Annotated in this window: 19 protein-coding genes; 12 read left to right on the top strand and 7 right to left on the bottom strand. The window is 36.2% G+C overall.

What is annotated here, in order from left to right; genetic code table 11:
• The first annotated feature begins 62 nt into the window (after window positions 1–62).
• Window positions 63–386, top strand: a complete 324-nt coding sequence (locus tag BQ5367_RS04160; RefSeq protein ID WP_071441280.1) for a hypothetical protein — start codon at window positions 63–65, stop codon at window positions 384–386.
• Window positions 387–559: 173 nt separating this feature from the next.
• On the opposite strand, the gene BQ5367_RS13895 is transcribed toward BQ5367_RS04160, so the two are convergent.
• The 7 genes from BQ5367_RS13895 to BQ5367_RS04180 all read right to left on the bottom strand — a co-directional run bounded on the left by BQ5367_RS13895 (window position 560) and on the right by BQ5367_RS04180 (window position 5811).
• Window positions 560–1006: an ATP-binding cassette domain-containing protein gene (locus BQ5367_RS13895; protein WP_202615265.1), complete on the bottom strand. Its 447-nt coding sequence runs from the start codon at window positions 1004–1006 to the stop codon at window positions 560–562.
• 65 nt (window positions 1007–1071) lie between these two features.
• Window positions 1072–1371: an ATP-binding cassette domain-containing protein gene (locus tag BQ5367_RS13900; RefSeq protein WP_202615256.1), complete on the bottom strand. Its 300-nt coding sequence runs from the start codon at window positions 1369–1371 to the stop codon at window positions 1072–1074.
• Complete coding sequence (locus BQ5367_RS13655) at window positions 1346–1978, bottom strand: ABC transporter permease (RefSeq protein ID WP_202615257.1); 633 nt, start codon at window positions 1976–1978, stop codon at window positions 1346–1348. The genes BQ5367_RS13900 and BQ5367_RS13655 overlap by 26 nt, the downstream gene beginning before the upstream one ends.
• Window positions 1956–2354, bottom strand: coding sequence for a 6TM ABC transporter family protein (locus BQ5367_RS13660; RefSeq protein ID WP_202615258.1), 399 nt, complete (start codon window positions 2352–2354; stop codon window positions 1956–1958). Before BQ5367_RS13660 ends, BQ5367_RS13655 begins: the two co-directional genes overlap by 23 nt.
• Window positions 2344–4080 (bottom strand): ABC transporter ATP-binding protein, encoded by a 1737-nt coding sequence (locus BQ5367_RS04170; protein WP_071441281.1) that lies wholly within the window; start codon window positions 4078–4080, stop codon window positions 2344–2346. Before BQ5367_RS04170 ends, BQ5367_RS13660 begins: the two co-directional genes overlap by 11 nt.
• 96 nt (window positions 4081–4176) lie before the next feature.
• Window positions 4177–4632, bottom strand: a complete 456-nt coding sequence (locus BQ5367_RS04175; RefSeq protein ID WP_071441282.1) for a MarR family winged helix-turn-helix transcriptional regulator — start codon at window positions 4630–4632, stop codon at window positions 4177–4179.
• A 189-nt stretch (window positions 4633–4821) separates the two neighbouring features.
• Window positions 4822–5811 carry a nucleoid-associated protein gene (locus tag BQ5367_RS04180; protein WP_071441283.1) on the bottom strand — a complete coding sequence of 330 codons (990 nt, stop codon included), beginning with the start codon at window positions 5809–5811 and terminating at the stop codon, window positions 4822–4824.
• 408 nt (window positions 5812–6219) lie between these two features.
• Between BQ5367_RS04180 and BQ5367_RS04185 the strand changes: the two genes are divergently transcribed.
• From BQ5367_RS04185 to eno, 11 genes are all read left to right on the top strand, one after another.
• Window positions 6220–6849, top strand: coding sequence for an HAD family hydrolase (locus tag BQ5367_RS04185; RefSeq protein WP_071441284.1), 630 nt, complete (start codon window positions 6220–6222; stop codon window positions 6847–6849).
• An 85-nt stretch (window positions 6850–6934) separates the two neighbouring features.
• Window positions 6935–8131 (top strand): phosphoglycerate kinase, encoded by a 1197-nt coding sequence (locus BQ5367_RS04190; RefSeq protein ID WP_071441285.1) that lies wholly within the window; start codon window positions 6935–6937, stop codon window positions 8129–8131.
• 2 nt (window positions 8132–8133) lie between these two features.
• Window positions 8134–8877 carry a triose-phosphate isomerase gene (gene tpiA / locus BQ5367_RS04195; RefSeq protein WP_071441286.1) on the top strand — a complete coding sequence of 248 codons (744 nt, stop codon included), beginning with the start codon at window positions 8134–8136 and terminating at the stop codon, window positions 8875–8877.
• Window positions 8878–9045: 168 nt separating this feature from the next.
• Entirely contained in the window at window positions 9046–10221 is a 1176-nt protein-coding gene (locus BQ5367_RS04200; RefSeq protein ID WP_071441287.1) for an ABC transporter substrate-binding protein, read from the top strand.
• Between the two features lie 75 nt (window positions 10222–10296).
• Window positions 10297–11175, top strand: coding sequence for a branched-chain amino acid ABC transporter permease (locus BQ5367_RS04205; RefSeq protein ID WP_071441352.1), 879 nt, complete (start codon window positions 10297–10299; stop codon window positions 11173–11175).
• 1 nt (window position 11176) lies between these two features.
• Window positions 11177–12136, top strand: a complete 960-nt coding sequence (locus tag BQ5367_RS04210; RefSeq protein ID WP_071441288.1) for a branched-chain amino acid ABC transporter permease — start codon at window positions 11177–11179, stop codon at window positions 12134–12136.
• Window positions 12133–12909 carry an ABC transporter ATP-binding protein gene (locus tag BQ5367_RS04215; RefSeq protein ID WP_071441289.1) on the top strand — a complete coding sequence of 259 codons (777 nt, stop codon included), beginning with the start codon at window positions 12133–12135 and terminating at the stop codon, window positions 12907–12909. The genes BQ5367_RS04210 and BQ5367_RS04215 overlap by 4 nt, the downstream gene beginning before the upstream one ends.
• Window positions 12909–13613, top strand: coding sequence for an ABC transporter ATP-binding protein (locus tag BQ5367_RS04220; RefSeq protein WP_071441290.1), 705 nt, complete (start codon window positions 12909–12911; stop codon window positions 13611–13613). The genes BQ5367_RS04215 and BQ5367_RS04220 overlap by 1 nt, the downstream gene beginning before the upstream one ends.
• A gap of 1 nt (window position 13614) precedes the next feature.
• Window positions 13615–14262, top strand: a complete 648-nt coding sequence (locus BQ5367_RS04225; protein ID WP_071441291.1) for a CBS and ACT domain-containing protein — start codon at window positions 13615–13617, stop codon at window positions 14260–14262.
• Window positions 14263–14368: 106 nt separating this feature from the next.
• Window positions 14369–14557 carry a hypothetical protein gene (locus BQ5367_RS04230; protein ID WP_071441292.1) on the top strand — a complete coding sequence of 63 codons (189 nt, stop codon included), beginning with the start codon at window positions 14369–14371 and terminating at the stop codon, window positions 14555–14557.
• 68 nt (window positions 14558–14625) lie between these two features.
• Window positions 14626–15924 (top strand): phosphopyruvate hydratase, encoded by a 1299-nt coding sequence (eno, locus tag BQ5367_RS04235; protein WP_071441293.1) that lies wholly within the window; start codon window positions 14626–14628, stop codon window positions 15922–15924.
• Window positions 15925–15977 lie beyond the last annotated feature (53 nt).

A 15977-nucleotide genomic window follows, 5' to 3' on the forward strand; every position in this document is an offset into this window, starting at 1 on the left:
TTAAGCATATACATATGAACTTAGTAAAAAAATTTTAGATAATTTAGAGGGAAGTGAAGAACATGAAAAAAGATTATTTCGAAGCAATTAAAAAACACTCAATATTCCAAAAAGATTTTGTATTAGGAAGTAAAAAATATGAATTTCTAATACAAGGTAATCTTTATAAATTATTGTGGAGTCTGGATATTGTGCTCGTTCCCGTGGTTATATGTAGTTTTATATATATCATGCATGTGAATAAAGCGGAAGGATGGTATGATTTTATTATTTATGCTATTTTTTGTATATTAATACTCATTGGAATTGACTGTTTGGAAAAAAACTTTATACGAAAATATATATATTTTAGCAAAAAGGAGATTGTAGAAATAAAATCAAAATAAATATGTAAAGAATTGATTGTATGATTGCTTTTCACCAAGAAGATTTATACTTTGATGAAATAGCTTTAAGAGTGAATTAGTGAAGAACTATCATATACAATGTTTTCAGGGTTAATTCATTACTACAAAAAGTCTAGAATACTAGACTTTTTACTTTAAAATAAAGAGTAATTTTAAGCAAACTGACTATTGTATAGAGTAGCATAAGCACCCTTTTTCTTTAATAATTCCTGATGGTTTCCTTGTTCGATGATATTACCATGTTCCATGAAAAGGATGATATCAGCATCACGAATGGTTGAAAGACGGTGAGCAATCACAAAGCTTGTACGTCCCTTCATAAGCTGTTGCATTGCTTTACTGATTTCACTCTCTGTACGAGTATCTACACTTGAAGTAGCTTCATCAAGGATCAGCATTGGCGGATTACATAAAAAGACTCTGGCAATGGTTAAGAGCTGTCGCTGCCCAACAGAAAGATTAGCTCCTTCATTATCCAGCATCGTATCATAGCCTTGTGGCATCGTTCGGATGAAATAATCGACTTTAGCGGCCTTAGCAGCAGCAATGATTTCTTCACGGGTTGCATCAGCTTTTCCATAAGCGATATTTTCCGCAATGGTTCCTCCAAATAATCAAGTATCCTAAAGTACCATACCAAAATTCTGACGAAGACCTTTACGAGTCATGTCGGTAGAAGAAAACCGTCGATTAAAATCTTACCACTATTAACTTCGTAGAATCTCATTAATAAGTTGATCAGCGTTGTTTTACCGGCACCTGTACTTCCAACTACCGCAATTTTCTGTCCCGGCTGAACCGTAAAGTTAATATCTTTCATTAACAGTTTGTCAGGACTATAACCAAAACTTACATGTTCAAAAGAAATCATACCTTTTGCACGCTCAAGTTCTATTGGCTGTTTTGTGTCTGCAACTTCTTCTTCGCTATCTAACAGTTCAAATGTACGTTTTTGCGGAAGCAAGTGCTGACTGAAGGGTATTGATCATAAATGAAGCCTGTGTAAGTGGTTCACCAGCCTGGTTGACATATTGGAAGAAAGCCTGTACGACACCTACGCTCATTGTTACGCTTAACATGGCATGTCCTGCGATAACCGCAATGATGGCTTGTGCTAATCTTGTAATTAAACGAATAAGAGGATTTACGCTATTTGTAAGGAAGTCAGCTTTTTGCGTAGCTTTACGGTTTAGTTCAGTATAATGCTGGACCTGTTCAATACTTTCTTTCTCATGATTGTAGGCTTTAATAATATTTCTGCCAGTATAGTATTCTTCAACAACTCCTGTTAGACTACCAAGCGTTTCCTGACGTAATGCTGCATATTTCAAGTTTTTGTTGGCGACAACTTGAGTAATAATGATACAGATCACCATAAAGATCAAGAAAATAAAGGTTAATAAGACGTTATAATAAATCATTATTGCCAATGATCCAATAATGGTACCAATCGCTACTAATAGCTTTAATAAACCTGTTTGTAATGTTTCAGTGATCTTATCAAGGTCATTTGTAATTCGACTAAGTATTTCACCGGATTTATTTTGATCAAAAAAGTAGTGGTAAAACATTCAATTTAGAGGCAATCTGTTTTCGCAAGGTTAGTGTCAGTTTATCAGCAATACTTGCCATAAGAAAAGACTGTAAGTAATAAAATAACCATGTAAATAAATATAAGATAGGTAAAGATAAGAGACTTTTTCCTAAAGTTTGCCACTGAATTGTAAATGTTGTATTAGCATTTTGACTGGAAGTTACATTTTGTAGGATTGCATCAATGACCTGGGCGCTTTTAAATGGTGCATAGATTGATAAAATAGTATATAGGATAATGGATATTCCAACAATTGAAAGACGTAAAGACTGCGGTTTTAAATAAGAACACAAGCGTACTACAGTCTTTTTTGTATTTGTAGGGGCATCAATATTTAACTTTTTATTGTTCATATTCATCCTCCTTCTTTGTCTGAGAATTTACAATTTCTCTATAAACACTACATGATTCCATTAGCTCATCATGGGTTCCTTTTCCAGCAATCTTGCCTTCATTTAAGACAACGATCCGGTCAGCATGACGAATGGTACTTACACGCTGAGCAATAATTAAAACGGCAACATCTTGTGTTTCTTTTGCTAATGCTTTTCGTAAAGCAGCATCCGTTTTGAAATCAAGAGCTGAGAAACTGTCGTCAAAGATATACAATTCTGGTTTCTTTACTAAAGCTCTGGCAATAGAAAGACGCTGTTTTTGACCACCGGAGAAGTTAGTGCCGCCTTGCGCAACAAAACTATTGAGTCCTTCTGGTAAAGAACTGACAAAGTCACTTGCTTGTGCGACCTCTAATGCATGTTGGAGTTCCTCATCACTTGCATCTGCATTACCATAGCGTAAATTATCAGCAATGCTTCCAGAAAATAACCAAGCCTGCTGTTGAACATATGAAATATGTTCACGTAAGTGATGCTGAGTCATATCACGGATATCTTTACCATTTAAACGTAAGCTGCCTTGAGTAACATTATGGAAACGTAAAATCAATGAAGCTACCGTTGATTTACCGCTTCCCGTACCACCGATGATTGCGGTTGTTTGTCCTCGTTTACATGAAAAATCTAAATCATGAAGCGTATCTTCCTGGGCATCTGCATAACGGAAAGAAACATGATCAAAAGTTAAAACATCTTCACTTGCTTCATCCTGTGTATCTGTTGTTACAAGATCGACGATTTCTGGTGTATGTTCCAAAACGGCCTGTACACGATTGCAGCATTCTAAAGCTCTTGGCAAGGTCAAGATGATCATCTGCGCCATCATCAGATAAAATAAGGCTAGCATCGCATATTCGATCAGTGCAGTAATATCACCGATCTGGAAATATCCGTTACTAATTCTTCCACCACTGATCCAATAAATAATAATGATGAATATATTGATTGAAAAAAATGATAATCCATCAAGATTGGCAAACATCTGGTTTGTCTTAATAGATGTACCAGCATAATCTTCAAATGATCGATCTAATCGATTTTGTTCATCCTGTTGTTTATTAAAGGCTCGAATGACACGTACACAAGTTAAATTTTCTAAGATAACGGTACTCATACGGTCTAACAGCTTCTGTAACTTTTTGAATAAAGGTGAAGTCATTTTCATAATGCATATAGCTACAAGGATAACGATCGCTAATACAATAAGTAAGATAGTTCCTGCCATTGTATCTAAATGGAAAGTTAAGATGATGGCAATGATAAAGATGGCTGGGACAGGAAGTACCATCTGAATCACACTAATAAAAGCAGTCTGAATATTCGTAACGTCAGAAATGGTTCTAGTAGTAATAGAAGCTGTTCCAAACTGTTTAAAATCATAAACCGATAGCTTTAGTGATTTCTGATATAAAGCATCACGAATATCCTTACAGACTTTAGAAGAAAGGACAGCACAAGTATAACCGCCTAAAATGGCTCCTACTCCGGAAACAAGTGAAGCGATAACGATCTGAATACCTGTCATATACAAATTATTCATGGTACTGCCACTCGTTCCCTGATTCAACATTTCCGCAACAAGAGTCGGAATATATAAAGCACCTATAACATCTAAAAAAATCAGCAGTATCGTAAATATCAGTAACTTACGATAAGGTTTGATAAACTGCGTCATTAATTTCATAATCTGATTCCTCCTTACAAAAAAAACGCCCGGTTTAACCGAACGCACTCGACATCTTCTCGACATTACAATTGCGATTGCAAGTCCTCCGATGAACTATTCTGATTTATTTCTATAATTTTGGATTGCTGCTGATAACAGCGTTTTATACTTATAAATAAGTTCTGTCAGTTGTTTTTGTTCTTCATGACTCATCTTTTTCCAAACATCTTCCTCAAGTTTATGCATGTGTGAAATTTCTTTCTTTACAAACTTCTCTCCTTCTTCAGTAAGAAATATTTGTTTCGTTCGTAAATCCTCATCCATAACTTCTAAACGAATCAAACCTCTATTTCTTAATTGTTTGAATGCTGAATTGACTGTCTGACGGCTTAAAGAAAGATGTTCACAGATACCATGCTGAGTAGAAATACCTTCATGAATCATTAATAAAGCCCAATATTCAGTAGTAGATAATCCACAAAGCTTAGGAAAGGTATCATAAACACTTTCTAAATCCTTATAGGTATCACGAAAGAGCTTTACTTGTTCATAATCTGGTTTATCTTTCACAAGAGTTTTCACCTCCGATTGTCCGAACTCATACTGTATTAAATCGGATAATGATGAATTATGCTCCTTTTCAATTGAATGTCAATGATAATTTATATTTTAATCATAATGCATATAAAAAAATGAAAGAAAATCAAAAATACCTTCTATTTAAAGGATTTAATGAATTTCTTTCATTGATGATATGATTTATTTACTCATGATAGATTGAATATTTTTTAAACGAATTGAAATAGTACCATCATGTTCACTAACAAACTCAACAAATTCTCTACTGCTCATATAATCAATAGGGATGGTAATTTCAATGCCGTTATCTGTTTTGATTTTTTGAGTTTTTTGCTGTTTGCTTAATTTTATATTTTCGACATTGACTGTTTCTTCAATTCCTTGTTTTTTTAATTCTTCTTTAAATTCACTTTGAGCAATAGGATTTTCAAATAACAATTCCGCAAGCTCATTCGTTTCTATTTGATTTCCTTCTTCAACCCTTTCCTTAATGGCTGTTTTTAAAGCAGGAAGGGTTTTTAATTCGTCCATTTGATATTTATTTGTAAGGTTTTCAACGCATTCGTGAATGGCGGATATAGCTTCTTTATAGCTGGGTTTTGCTTTGCATGAAAGAATATCTTCTAATACATAACGCTTTGTAGTCTGGAAAATATAAGGATTTTCAATGAGCTGTAAATGAGAAGTGGCATATTCTACGATAAAAATTCTGTCCTCTTTCATGATATTGCTTGAAAAAAGAGTTTTATATAATATGAAGTCATTTTGAATCTGTGTATCATCACTATGTGTCGCATGAGTAAGTTTAGAAAAATTGACATTATCGATACCAACCAGGTAGCGAATATCTTCATGTTTAACTTCCGCAAAGATAAAATCGCTGGTTTGAAAAAGGTTCCATTTTCTTTTTTCTTCAAAAATATGATTTGCAATCTGTACGGAGAGCTTTACAAAATCATTGGGATTTGTCTTATAGTCAAAGATCCATTGTTCTACAGGACTGTTGAGAAAATGAGCTTCTTTTTTATTTTGACTATTAAAGATTTTTTTGAGTTTGCTTTCTATATGAGGATAGATGTCTTCATTCATTTTTTCAATTTCACAATCACTGGGTACAAAGATATTTTGCTGGGTATCCATGATGTGAAGGATTAGTTTAAGTATTTCCATAAATGCTCCTTTACGTGCTTTTTATAGTAACATATCTCAAAGGGTGTTTGCAAACTTGAAAATGCTAGTGAATGTTTAATAACGATTATAGGTAAGCATCATGATAAAATAAAATTAAGAAAAGATACAAAATGAATCGTGAGGAATCATATGCTTATAATTAATGCACTGGAATTAGTTATCATTATTGCTTTGCTGGTTATTTTGATACTAGGCTTATTTCCAAATAATAAAAATTAATGGTTTGAATGATTTTATGATCTGTTTATATGGTGATATATGAAGAAGAGGACTGTTTTGCCCTCTATTTATTGTTTTTCGATTTCGTTTAATAGTATAATTGATTTGAGTGATAGAAAGGAAAGTGATGGAGTGTGTTTTAAATGCACTAATATCATCAAGGTGAGTATGAAAAAATGCATTATTTTTGATATGGATGGTACTTTATGGGATTCTAGTGCCTCTGTTCTTGCTGCTGGAAATGAAGTGATTGAAAAAAAGTTAGGGATCAAAAATTATTTGAATCAGGATATCATGAATCAGGTCATGGGACTTGAAATTGAAGAGATTGCAGATATCTACTTTCCACAGTTAAATCGTGATGAAAGATTGAAGCTGACTTTGGAATGTCTGGAGAATGAAAATAAATATATATCAAAACATGGTGGAATTCTTTATGAGGGAGTGGAGGAAACACTTGAAAAGCTTTCTCAAAAACATGATCTGATGATCGTGACCAATGCGCAGGATGGCTATGTAGAAGCGATGTTTGCAGCTCATCCTTTGAAAAAATACTTTAAGGATTATGAAACACATGGCCGGACAGGACTTGTAAAGGGTGAAAACATCAAACTGATCATGCGTCGTAATCATTATGATCATGCTTATTATGTAGGAGATACGATGAAAGATTTTGAGGCTTGTGAGTTTGCCGGCATACCGATGATTTATGCATCTTACGGCTTTGGAAAGGTAGAAAAAGCATGGAAGACGATCAATCAATTTTCTGAATTATTAGATTTATTTGAAGGCATGTGATTTTGATAACAAAGATGCATTGAAATGTTGAGTCAAAAAAATTTTAGTGGTATAATAGGGACGAAATAGAGGAGGATTTTTAGTTATGGCTAAAAGAACAGTCAAAGATTTAGATGTTGCTGGAAAACGCGTCATTGTTCGTGTTGACTTCAACGTTCCTAGAAAAGACGGTGTTATTACTAATGACAACCGTATCATGGCCGCTTTACCTACAATTAATTACTTAATTGAAAACAAAGCAAAAGTTATTTTAATGTCTCACTTAGGAAAGGTTGATCACAAAGACCCTGAAAAGTGTGAAGCTGACAAGAAGAAAAACGATATGGCAGTCGTAGCCAAGAGACTGGCAGAAGTTGTAGATACAAAGGTTACATTCGTACCTGTTACTCGTGGTGAAGAACTTGAAAAAGCAGTTGCTGATTTGAAAGATGGCGAAATCGTATTAGTTCAGAATACACGCTATGAAAAAGGCGAAAGCAAGAATGATCCTGAATTAGGTAAATACTGGGCAAGCCTTGGTGATTTATTCGTAGAAGATGCATTTGGTTCAGTACACCGTGCTCATGCTTCTACAGCTGGTATTCCTACTCACTTGCCAAGTGCATTAGGATTCCTTGTTGAAAAAGAAGTGAAGATGTTAGGTGCTGCTGTTGATACACCTGTTCATCCATTTGTTGCTATTATTGGTGGTGCAAAAGTATCTGATAAGATTGCAGTCGTTGACAACTTATTGAAGATTGCTGATAAAGTCATCATCGGTGGTGGTATGGCTTATACATTCTTAAAAGCTAAGGGATATGAAGTTGGTCAGTCATTGCTTGAAGAAGACCGCATTGAAATGGCTAAGGAATATCTTGAAAAAGCAGGCGATAAGCTTGTATTGCCAATTGATAATGTCGTAGCTGATAAATTTGCAGAAGATGCAAACACTAAAGTTGTTGATTCTGATAAGATTCCAGCTGACTGGCAGGGTCTTGATATCGGACCTAAGACAGTTGAGCTTTATAGAGAAACGTTGAAGGGTGCTAAGACAGTTGTATGGAATGGTCCAATGGGCGTATTTGAAATGAAACCATTCGCAAATGGTACATTAGAAGTATGCAAGGCTATTTCTGAATTGCCGGATGCTACTACAGTTATCGGTGGTGGAGATTCTGCTGCTGCAGCTATTCAGCTTGGCTTTGGTGATAAATTCTCTCACATCTCTACAGGTGGAGGAGCATCACTTGAATACATGGAAGGAAAGGTATTACCGGGAATTGCGGTAATTGAAGATAAGTAATTATGAGAAAACCTATTATTGTTGGAAACTGGAAAATGAACAAAACAATCGCTGAAGCGGTTGAATTTATCAATGCTGTTGATCCTGCATGCCATGATGGTGCTACTTATGGTGTAGCTACTTCATTTTTGGCATTGAATGAAGCTAATAAGGCAGCTAAAAATCTGATCGTTGCGGCTGAAAACTGCCACTTTGCAGACAATGGTGCTTATACAGGTGAAGTTAGTGTACCAATGTTGGAAGAAATTGGTGTTAAATACTGCATCATTGGACACTCTGAACGTCGTCAGATGTTTGGTGATACGGATGAAACAGTGAATAAGAAAGCAAAACGTTTAATTGAAGCTGGTATTACACCTATCGTTTGTATCGGTGAAACAGAAGCACAGTTTGATGCTGGTGAAACTGAAAAAGTGATCCGTGATCAGTTGACAGGAAGCCTGGCTGATTTATGTCCAAAATGTGTAGCAAATCTTGTTATTGCTTATGAACCAATCTGGGCTATCGGAACAGGAAAATCTGCTACGAAAGAAATCGCTCAGAACTGCTGTCATATCGTTCGTGATCAGATCAGAGTGATGTATGGTGATGAAGCAGCTGATAAAGTACGTATTCAGTATGGTGGAAGTGTTAAACCTGAAAATATTGCTGAATATATGGCAATGGAAGATATTGATGGTGCATTAGTTGGCGGTGCTTCATTGAAGATTGATTCTTTCAAAGAATTGATTGAAAAGACAAGATAAATTGAATTGTAGACAGTCTGAAATATAGGCTGTCTTTTTTTGATATGCAGATGTAAGGGTTTTGCAATTTCGTGTAAAAGAATGTAAAAAGATATGAAAAAGGGGTTGAAAATTATATGAAAAGCTTTATAATAAGTTCATCAGACAAAAACAAAGGAGAGATAGGATATGGATTCAAAAAATTTTTTTAAGTTATTAACGGCAGGCGCCTTGTCCTTGACGGCACTGGCGGGTTGTTCGAACGATGGAGGCGGTACGACTGATGAAAAAGTAAGTATCGGCTTGCATTATGAGCTAAAAGGCGATGCAGCTGATTATGGAAATGCCGAATTGCGTGGCAGTCAGCTAGCCATAAAGCTGGCTAATGAAAATGAAGATTATCAGTTTACGTATGAAGGAATTGAATATGATAATGGATCGAGTGAAAATGAAGCGATTACCATTTCTCAGAGATTGATTTCTGATGGTGTAGTCGGCGTTATAGGACCCTCTACTTCAGCTCCGAGTGCTGCTACTTATCCGATTTTAAACGATGCACAAACGATTGTTGTTTCACCTAGTGCTACAGCAAATAATCAGACGCTTGTAGATCCGGATGATCCAAATTCAGATGTGTATGAATATGTTTACCGTGTTTGTTTTGAAGATTCATATCAAGGAGCTGCTATGGCACAGTTTGCAGTTGATACTTTAGGTGTTCAGAAAGTGGCTGTTTATGGATCGGTTTCAAGTGATTATGCCAAAGGATTAAACACTGCTTTTACAGAACAGCTTGAAAAATTAGGTGGTCAAGTAGTAGCAAATGAATCTTATCAGGATGGTGATACAGATTTCTCAGCTGTATTGACATCTTTAGCTTCTCAGGAATTTGATGCATTATATATTCCTGGATATTATAATGAAGCAGGTTTGATCATTCAGCAGGCTCGTGAATTAGGTATTGATTGTCCAATTATTGGCCCAGACGGTTTTGATGCAAATACTTTGGTTGAACTTGCCGGTGCTGATAACTTGAATGATGTATATTTCACAACGGCTTATACAACGGTTGATGCCAGTGAAAAACTGCAAGCTTTCATTGATGCTTATACAGAAGAATATGGTGAAGCTCCTGCAATGTTTGCTGCTTTAGCATTTGATGCAACAAATCTGCTGATTGAAGCAATTGAAAAGGCAGGAACCACAGATAAGGCTACAGTGAATGAAACGATCGCAAATATGGAATTCTCAGGAGTTACTGGCGATTTCACTTTCGATGAAACACATACTCCAAATAAATCTGTATTGGTTGTTGAATTGGTGGATGGTGTACAGGAAACAGCTGTTTCTGTAACACCTGAATAAGACAATTTTACAATTTAAATGATACAATAGGAGAAAGCCAGCTTTCTCCTATTTGTTTAAAAAGGAGGATGGATGATGACAGTATTTTTCCAGCAGCTAATTAATGGGCTTTCATTGGGAAGTATTTACGCTTTGATTGCTCTAGGTTACACGATGGTATATGGAATTATCAAATTAATTAATTTTGCTCATGGTGATATTTACATGTTGGGAGCTTATTTTGGTTTTTTAGCAATTACGTATCTTCATGTCGGCTTTTTTCCAGCTATTTTGATTTCAATGGCTTTATGTGCAATTCTAGGAGTTGTCATTGAGCGTATTGCTTATAAGCCATTACGTAATGCAACTCGTATTGCTGCATTGATCACAGCAATCGGTGTTTCTTATTTCTTGGAAGCTGGGACGCAGCAGGTGATGGGTACAAGTGTTCGAGCTTTTCCACAAGTATTAAACAATCAGGTTTTTAATATTGCGGGCTTGCGTATCACTGAACAGCAAATCTATATTTTTGTAACGACGATCGTACTGATGCTTATTTTACAGTTTATTGTAAAGAAAACAAAGATTGGGCGAGCCATGCGAGCCGTTTCTACGGATAGTGATGCCGCACGCCTGATGGGAATCAATGTTGATGCGACGATTTCGATTACTTTTGCAATTGGATCAGCATTGGCTGGAGCTGCAGGTGTATTGGTCGGAATTTATTATAGTTCAATTAATCCTTTGATGGGGATGCTTCCAGGTATCAAAGCATTCATTGCAGCTGTGTTTGGAGGTATTGGTATTATTCCTGGCGCTATGTTTGGTGGTTTCTTCATTGGGATCTGTGAAGCAATTGTCAGCGGATATGGGGGATCTTTATTTAAGGATGCTGTTGTTTATATCATTTTGATCGTTATTCTAGTAATCAAACCGGCAGGATTATTAGGTAAGAATGTGAAAGAGAAAGTATAGTATGAAGAAAATGTTGAATAAAGCAAATCTCTATTGGCTTCTTTTTTGTGTCGGAGGCTATGCACTGCTGATGGGACTGATGAGTGCCGGTATTATCGATGCAGTTAATCAGACAGTGATTCAGACAATTATCGTAAATATTATCTTAGCAATTTCTTTGAATCTGATTATTGGCATTACAGGTCAATTTTCATTAGGACATGCAGGTTTTATGTGTGTTGGGGCTTATAGTGCTGGAGTGATGCTGAAGCAGATAGGGGGATTAAATGGTTTCTTTATTGGAATTCTTATAGGAATGGTGATCAATGCTGTTTTAGCTTTGATCGTAGCGATTCCAACCTTGCGTTTGAAAGGAGATTATTTAGCGATCGCCACTTTAGGATTTGGCGAGATTATTCGTATCATTGTTTTAAATATGGACATTACCAATGGTGCAGCTGGTCTTGTTTTACCACGAGTCGTTGATTTTACGATTCTGTTTGTTTTCATGGTAGTGGCATTGCTCATTGTAGTTAATTTTACAAGAAGTGCTGCAGGACGTGCTTGCATCTCGATACGTGAAGATGAAATAGCTTCTGAGGCAATGGGCATCAATACGACAAAATATAAAGTTATCGCCTTCGTAATAGGAGCCTTGATTGCTTCTTGGGCAGGAGCTCTATATGCGGGTAATTTCTATGTCATCAATCCAGGTATGTTTACCTACAGCAAATCAATCGATATTCTTGTAATTGTTGTATTTGGAGGCATGGGAAGTATGACAGGAAGTGTTATATCCGCAGTCGTACTTGGTTTTATCAATTCTTTCTTACAAAGTTTTTCAAATATGCGAATGATCATCTATGGTCTTGCTTTGGTAATGATCATGGTCTTCCGTCCAAGCGGTCTTTTGGGAACAAGGGAATTTAAATTTTCCAGTCTTTTCAAAAGATTTACTAAGAAAAAGGAGGCTTCTCAATGACTATTTTAAAGGTTAGTGATCTAACAAGAAATTTTGGCGGTCTTTGTGCGGTCAATAATGTGAATATGGAAATTGATGAGCAAGAGCTTATTGGGTTGATTGGACCTAATGGAGCGGGTAAAACAACTTTATTTAATCTTTTGACTGGTGTATATGAACCAAGTTCAGGGAAAATAGAGTTGAATGTAGATGGTCAAATGAAAAGCATCGGGGGGATGAAACCTTATGCTGTTACACGACTTGGGTTAGCTCGTACATTTCAGAATATACGTCTGTTTAAAGATTTGAGTGTACTTGATAATGTAAAGATTGCCATGCATAAAAATATTAAGTATGGAGTGCTTGCAGGTATCTTCCGTTTACCTGCTTTCTATGCCGAAGAAGAAAAAGTAGAAAAAGAAGCAATAAATCTTTTGAAGATCGTTCGTCTTGATCATAAAAAAGATGAATTCGCCAAAAATCTTCCCTATGGAGAACAGCGCCGTTTGGAAATTGCCCGAGCATTGGCAACACATCCTAAAATTCTTTTTTTGGATGAGCCGGCTGCTGGCATGAATCCTCAGGAAACTGGAGAGCTGACTGCATTGATTCATGAAATTAAAGAGAAATTTAAGGTAACGATTATTTTGATTGAACATGATATGTCGCTTGTTATGTCCATTTGTGAAAGAATTTATGTATTAGATTATGGAAAATGCATTGCTTCAGGATCCCCTGAACAAATCAAGAATCATCCTCGAGTAATTGAGGCTTATCTTGGGGAGGAAATCTAATGCTGGAAATAAAGAATTTGAATGTATATTATGGTGTGATTCATGCATTGAAGGATGTTACGATGTGTGTGAATGAAGGGGAAATCGTAGCTCTGATTGGTGCAAATGGAGCCGGCAAGACAACTTTGCTTCATACGATCAGTGGCTTGATTCGCCCTTCACAAGGAGAAATCTTATTTTTAGGGAAAAATATCGTTAAAGCAAAAACAAGAAATATCGTTGAGGCTGGTATTACCCAGGTGCCTGAAGGCAGAAGAACTTTTTCGGGTCTCAGTGTTTATGAGAATCTATTGATGGGGGCTTACCTCAGAAAGGATAAGGCACAAATCAAAGAGGATTTAGAAAAAGTGTATGAACGCTTTCCTATTTTAAAAGAGAGAAGTTCTCAGGACGCTTCTACTTTGTCAGGAGGGGAACAGCAGATGCTGGCTATGGGAAGAGCATTGATGGCAAAGCCAAAAATCTTGCTTTTAGATGAACCAAGCATGGGACTTGCCCCAATCCTGGTCAAGGAAATATTTAAGATCATAGAAGATATTCATGCCCAAGGCACAACTGTGTTACTAGTCGAACAAAATGCACGTATGGCATTATCTATTGCTGATCGAGCTTATGTGTTAGAAACAGGCAAGATTGCTTTAAGTGGTACTGGAGAAGAATTAAGCAATTCTGAAGAAATTCAAAAGGCATACCTTGGAGGTTAATATGTACGTAAAAAATGAAATGACAGCAAATCCAATTACAATCAATGCTGATGATGTGATTTCAAAAGCAGCTGATATCATGAGCGAAAATAATTTGCACCGTCTTCCGGTAATGGAAAATGGAAAGTTAGTAGGACTTGTTACCAAAGGTTTAATTACATCGAAGGGTGTTGGCGGAGCTACAAGTTTGAGTGTTTTTGAATTAAATTATCTATTGAATCGTACCAGTGTGAAGACGGTGATGATCAAATTAAAAGATCTTGTAACAATATCTTCAAATAAACTTTTGGAAGAAGCGGCGAGTCTGATGCTGGCTCATGATATTGGATGTCTTCCTGTTGTTGATGATGGAGAATTAGTAGGAATATTGACTCAGAATGACTTGTTTAAAGCTTTCTTAGATATATTAGGATGGCAGCGAAAAGGAAGCCGTATTGAGGTAAATGTTCCGGATACATTAGGTATATTGGGAGAAATTAGTAAGATATTCGTAGATAATAACGCAAATATCACGAATTTTACAGTTTATCGTAATAATGATGATTCTACTGCTGATTTGATATTAAGAACAACGTTAACGGAAACAGATGAATTAGAAAAAGAATTGAATCAAAATGGATTTAAAGTAAACGGTATAATGAAGAAATAGAGAAAAGCAGGGTATTCCTGCTTTTTTTGAGATTAAAATGATATTTGAGGTTTATCGACATTGTTTTTCATTATGACAGTATATGATATTCTCAAAGGAAATATGTATGAAAAAAAGAATTGGGACTGTAATGTGTCTAAGTGGTATCTTGCTTTTGATACAGCCGGATTTTAAGAGTGATGAGGTCATGATGATGTTGAATTATATACTTGTGCATTACTGGCCGATAGGACTGATCGTAGCTGGTGCTTTTATGATGAATCAGAAACAAAAACCACGAAGAAATAAGAATTAAACCTTTATTTTAAATGGTGCTTGTGATATACTTTGTGTGTAAAAATTAACAAGGGAGGATTTTAAATTATGCCTATTATTATTGATGTTTACGCTCGTGAAGTCATTGACTCTCGTGGTAACCCTACTGTAGAAGTAGAAGTTACAACTGATTCAGGCGCATTTGGACGCGCTATGGTACCTTCTGGTGCTTCTACTGGTGAAAGAGAAGCTTTAGAACTTCGTGATGGTGATAAGTCTCGTTTCTTAGGTAAAGGTGTTTTAAAAGCTGTTGCTAATGTAAATGATATTATCGCTGATGAAATTATTGGTATGGATGTTACAGATCAGGTAGCTATCGATACGAAGATGATTGAATTAGACGGTACAAAAGATAAGTCTAAATTCGGTGCTAACGCTATTTTAGGTGTTTCTTTGGCATGTGCTCATGCAGCTGCTGATTACTATGGAATGCCTTTATACAGATATTTAGGTGGATTCAATGGTAAGACTTTACCAGTTCCTATGATGAATGTATTGAATGGTGGAAGCCACGCTGATTCAACAGTTGATTTCCAGGAATACATGATCATGCCTGTAGGTGCTAAGTCAATCAACGAAGCATTAAGAATGGGTGCTGAAACATTCCACAACTTACGTAAAGTATTAAAGGGTAAAGGATACAACACAAACGTTGGTGATGAAGGTGGATTTGCTCCTAGCTGCCGTGAAGGTAACGAAGAACCACTAGAATTAATCGTTGAAGCAATCAAGGCTGCTGGATATGTTCCAGGTGAAGATATCTGCATCGCTATGGACGTTGCTGCCAGTGAATTCTACAACCCTGAAACTAAGAACTATGATTTAGCTAAATCAGGTCAGGGAACTAAGACTACTGATGAAATGATCGATATGTATGTAGACTGGGTAGAAAAATATCCAATCGTATCTATCGAAGATGGTCTTGGTGAAAGAGACTGGGACGGATGGAAGAAATTAACTGACAGACTTGGTGACAAGGTTCAGTTGGTTGGTGATGACCTATTCGTTACAAACCCTGCTATCTTAAAAGAAGGTATTGAAAAACACATCGCAAATGCTATCCTGATCAAAGTTAACCAGATCGGTACATTGACAGAAACTTTCGATGCTATGGAAATGGCTAAGGAAGCTGGATATACAGCAGTTGTATCTCACCGTTCAGGTGAAACAGAAGATACGACAATCGCTCATATCGCTGTTGGATTCAACGCTGGACAGATCAAGACAGGTTCTATGTCAAGAACTGACCGTATCGCTAAGTACAATGAATTGATCAGAATTGCTGATGAATTAGGAGATAGCGCTAAATACTTAGGTAAATCTGCTTTCTACAACATCAATAAATAGTTTATACTTTGATGAATGGCGGTATAACTTCGGTTATGTCGCTTTTTTATTTT

It is taken from the genome of Traorella massiliensis (assembly GCF_900104665.1).
Classification (GTDB): Bacteria; Bacillota_I; Bacilli_A; order Erysipelotrichales; family Erysipelotrichaceae; genus Traorella; species Traorella massiliensis.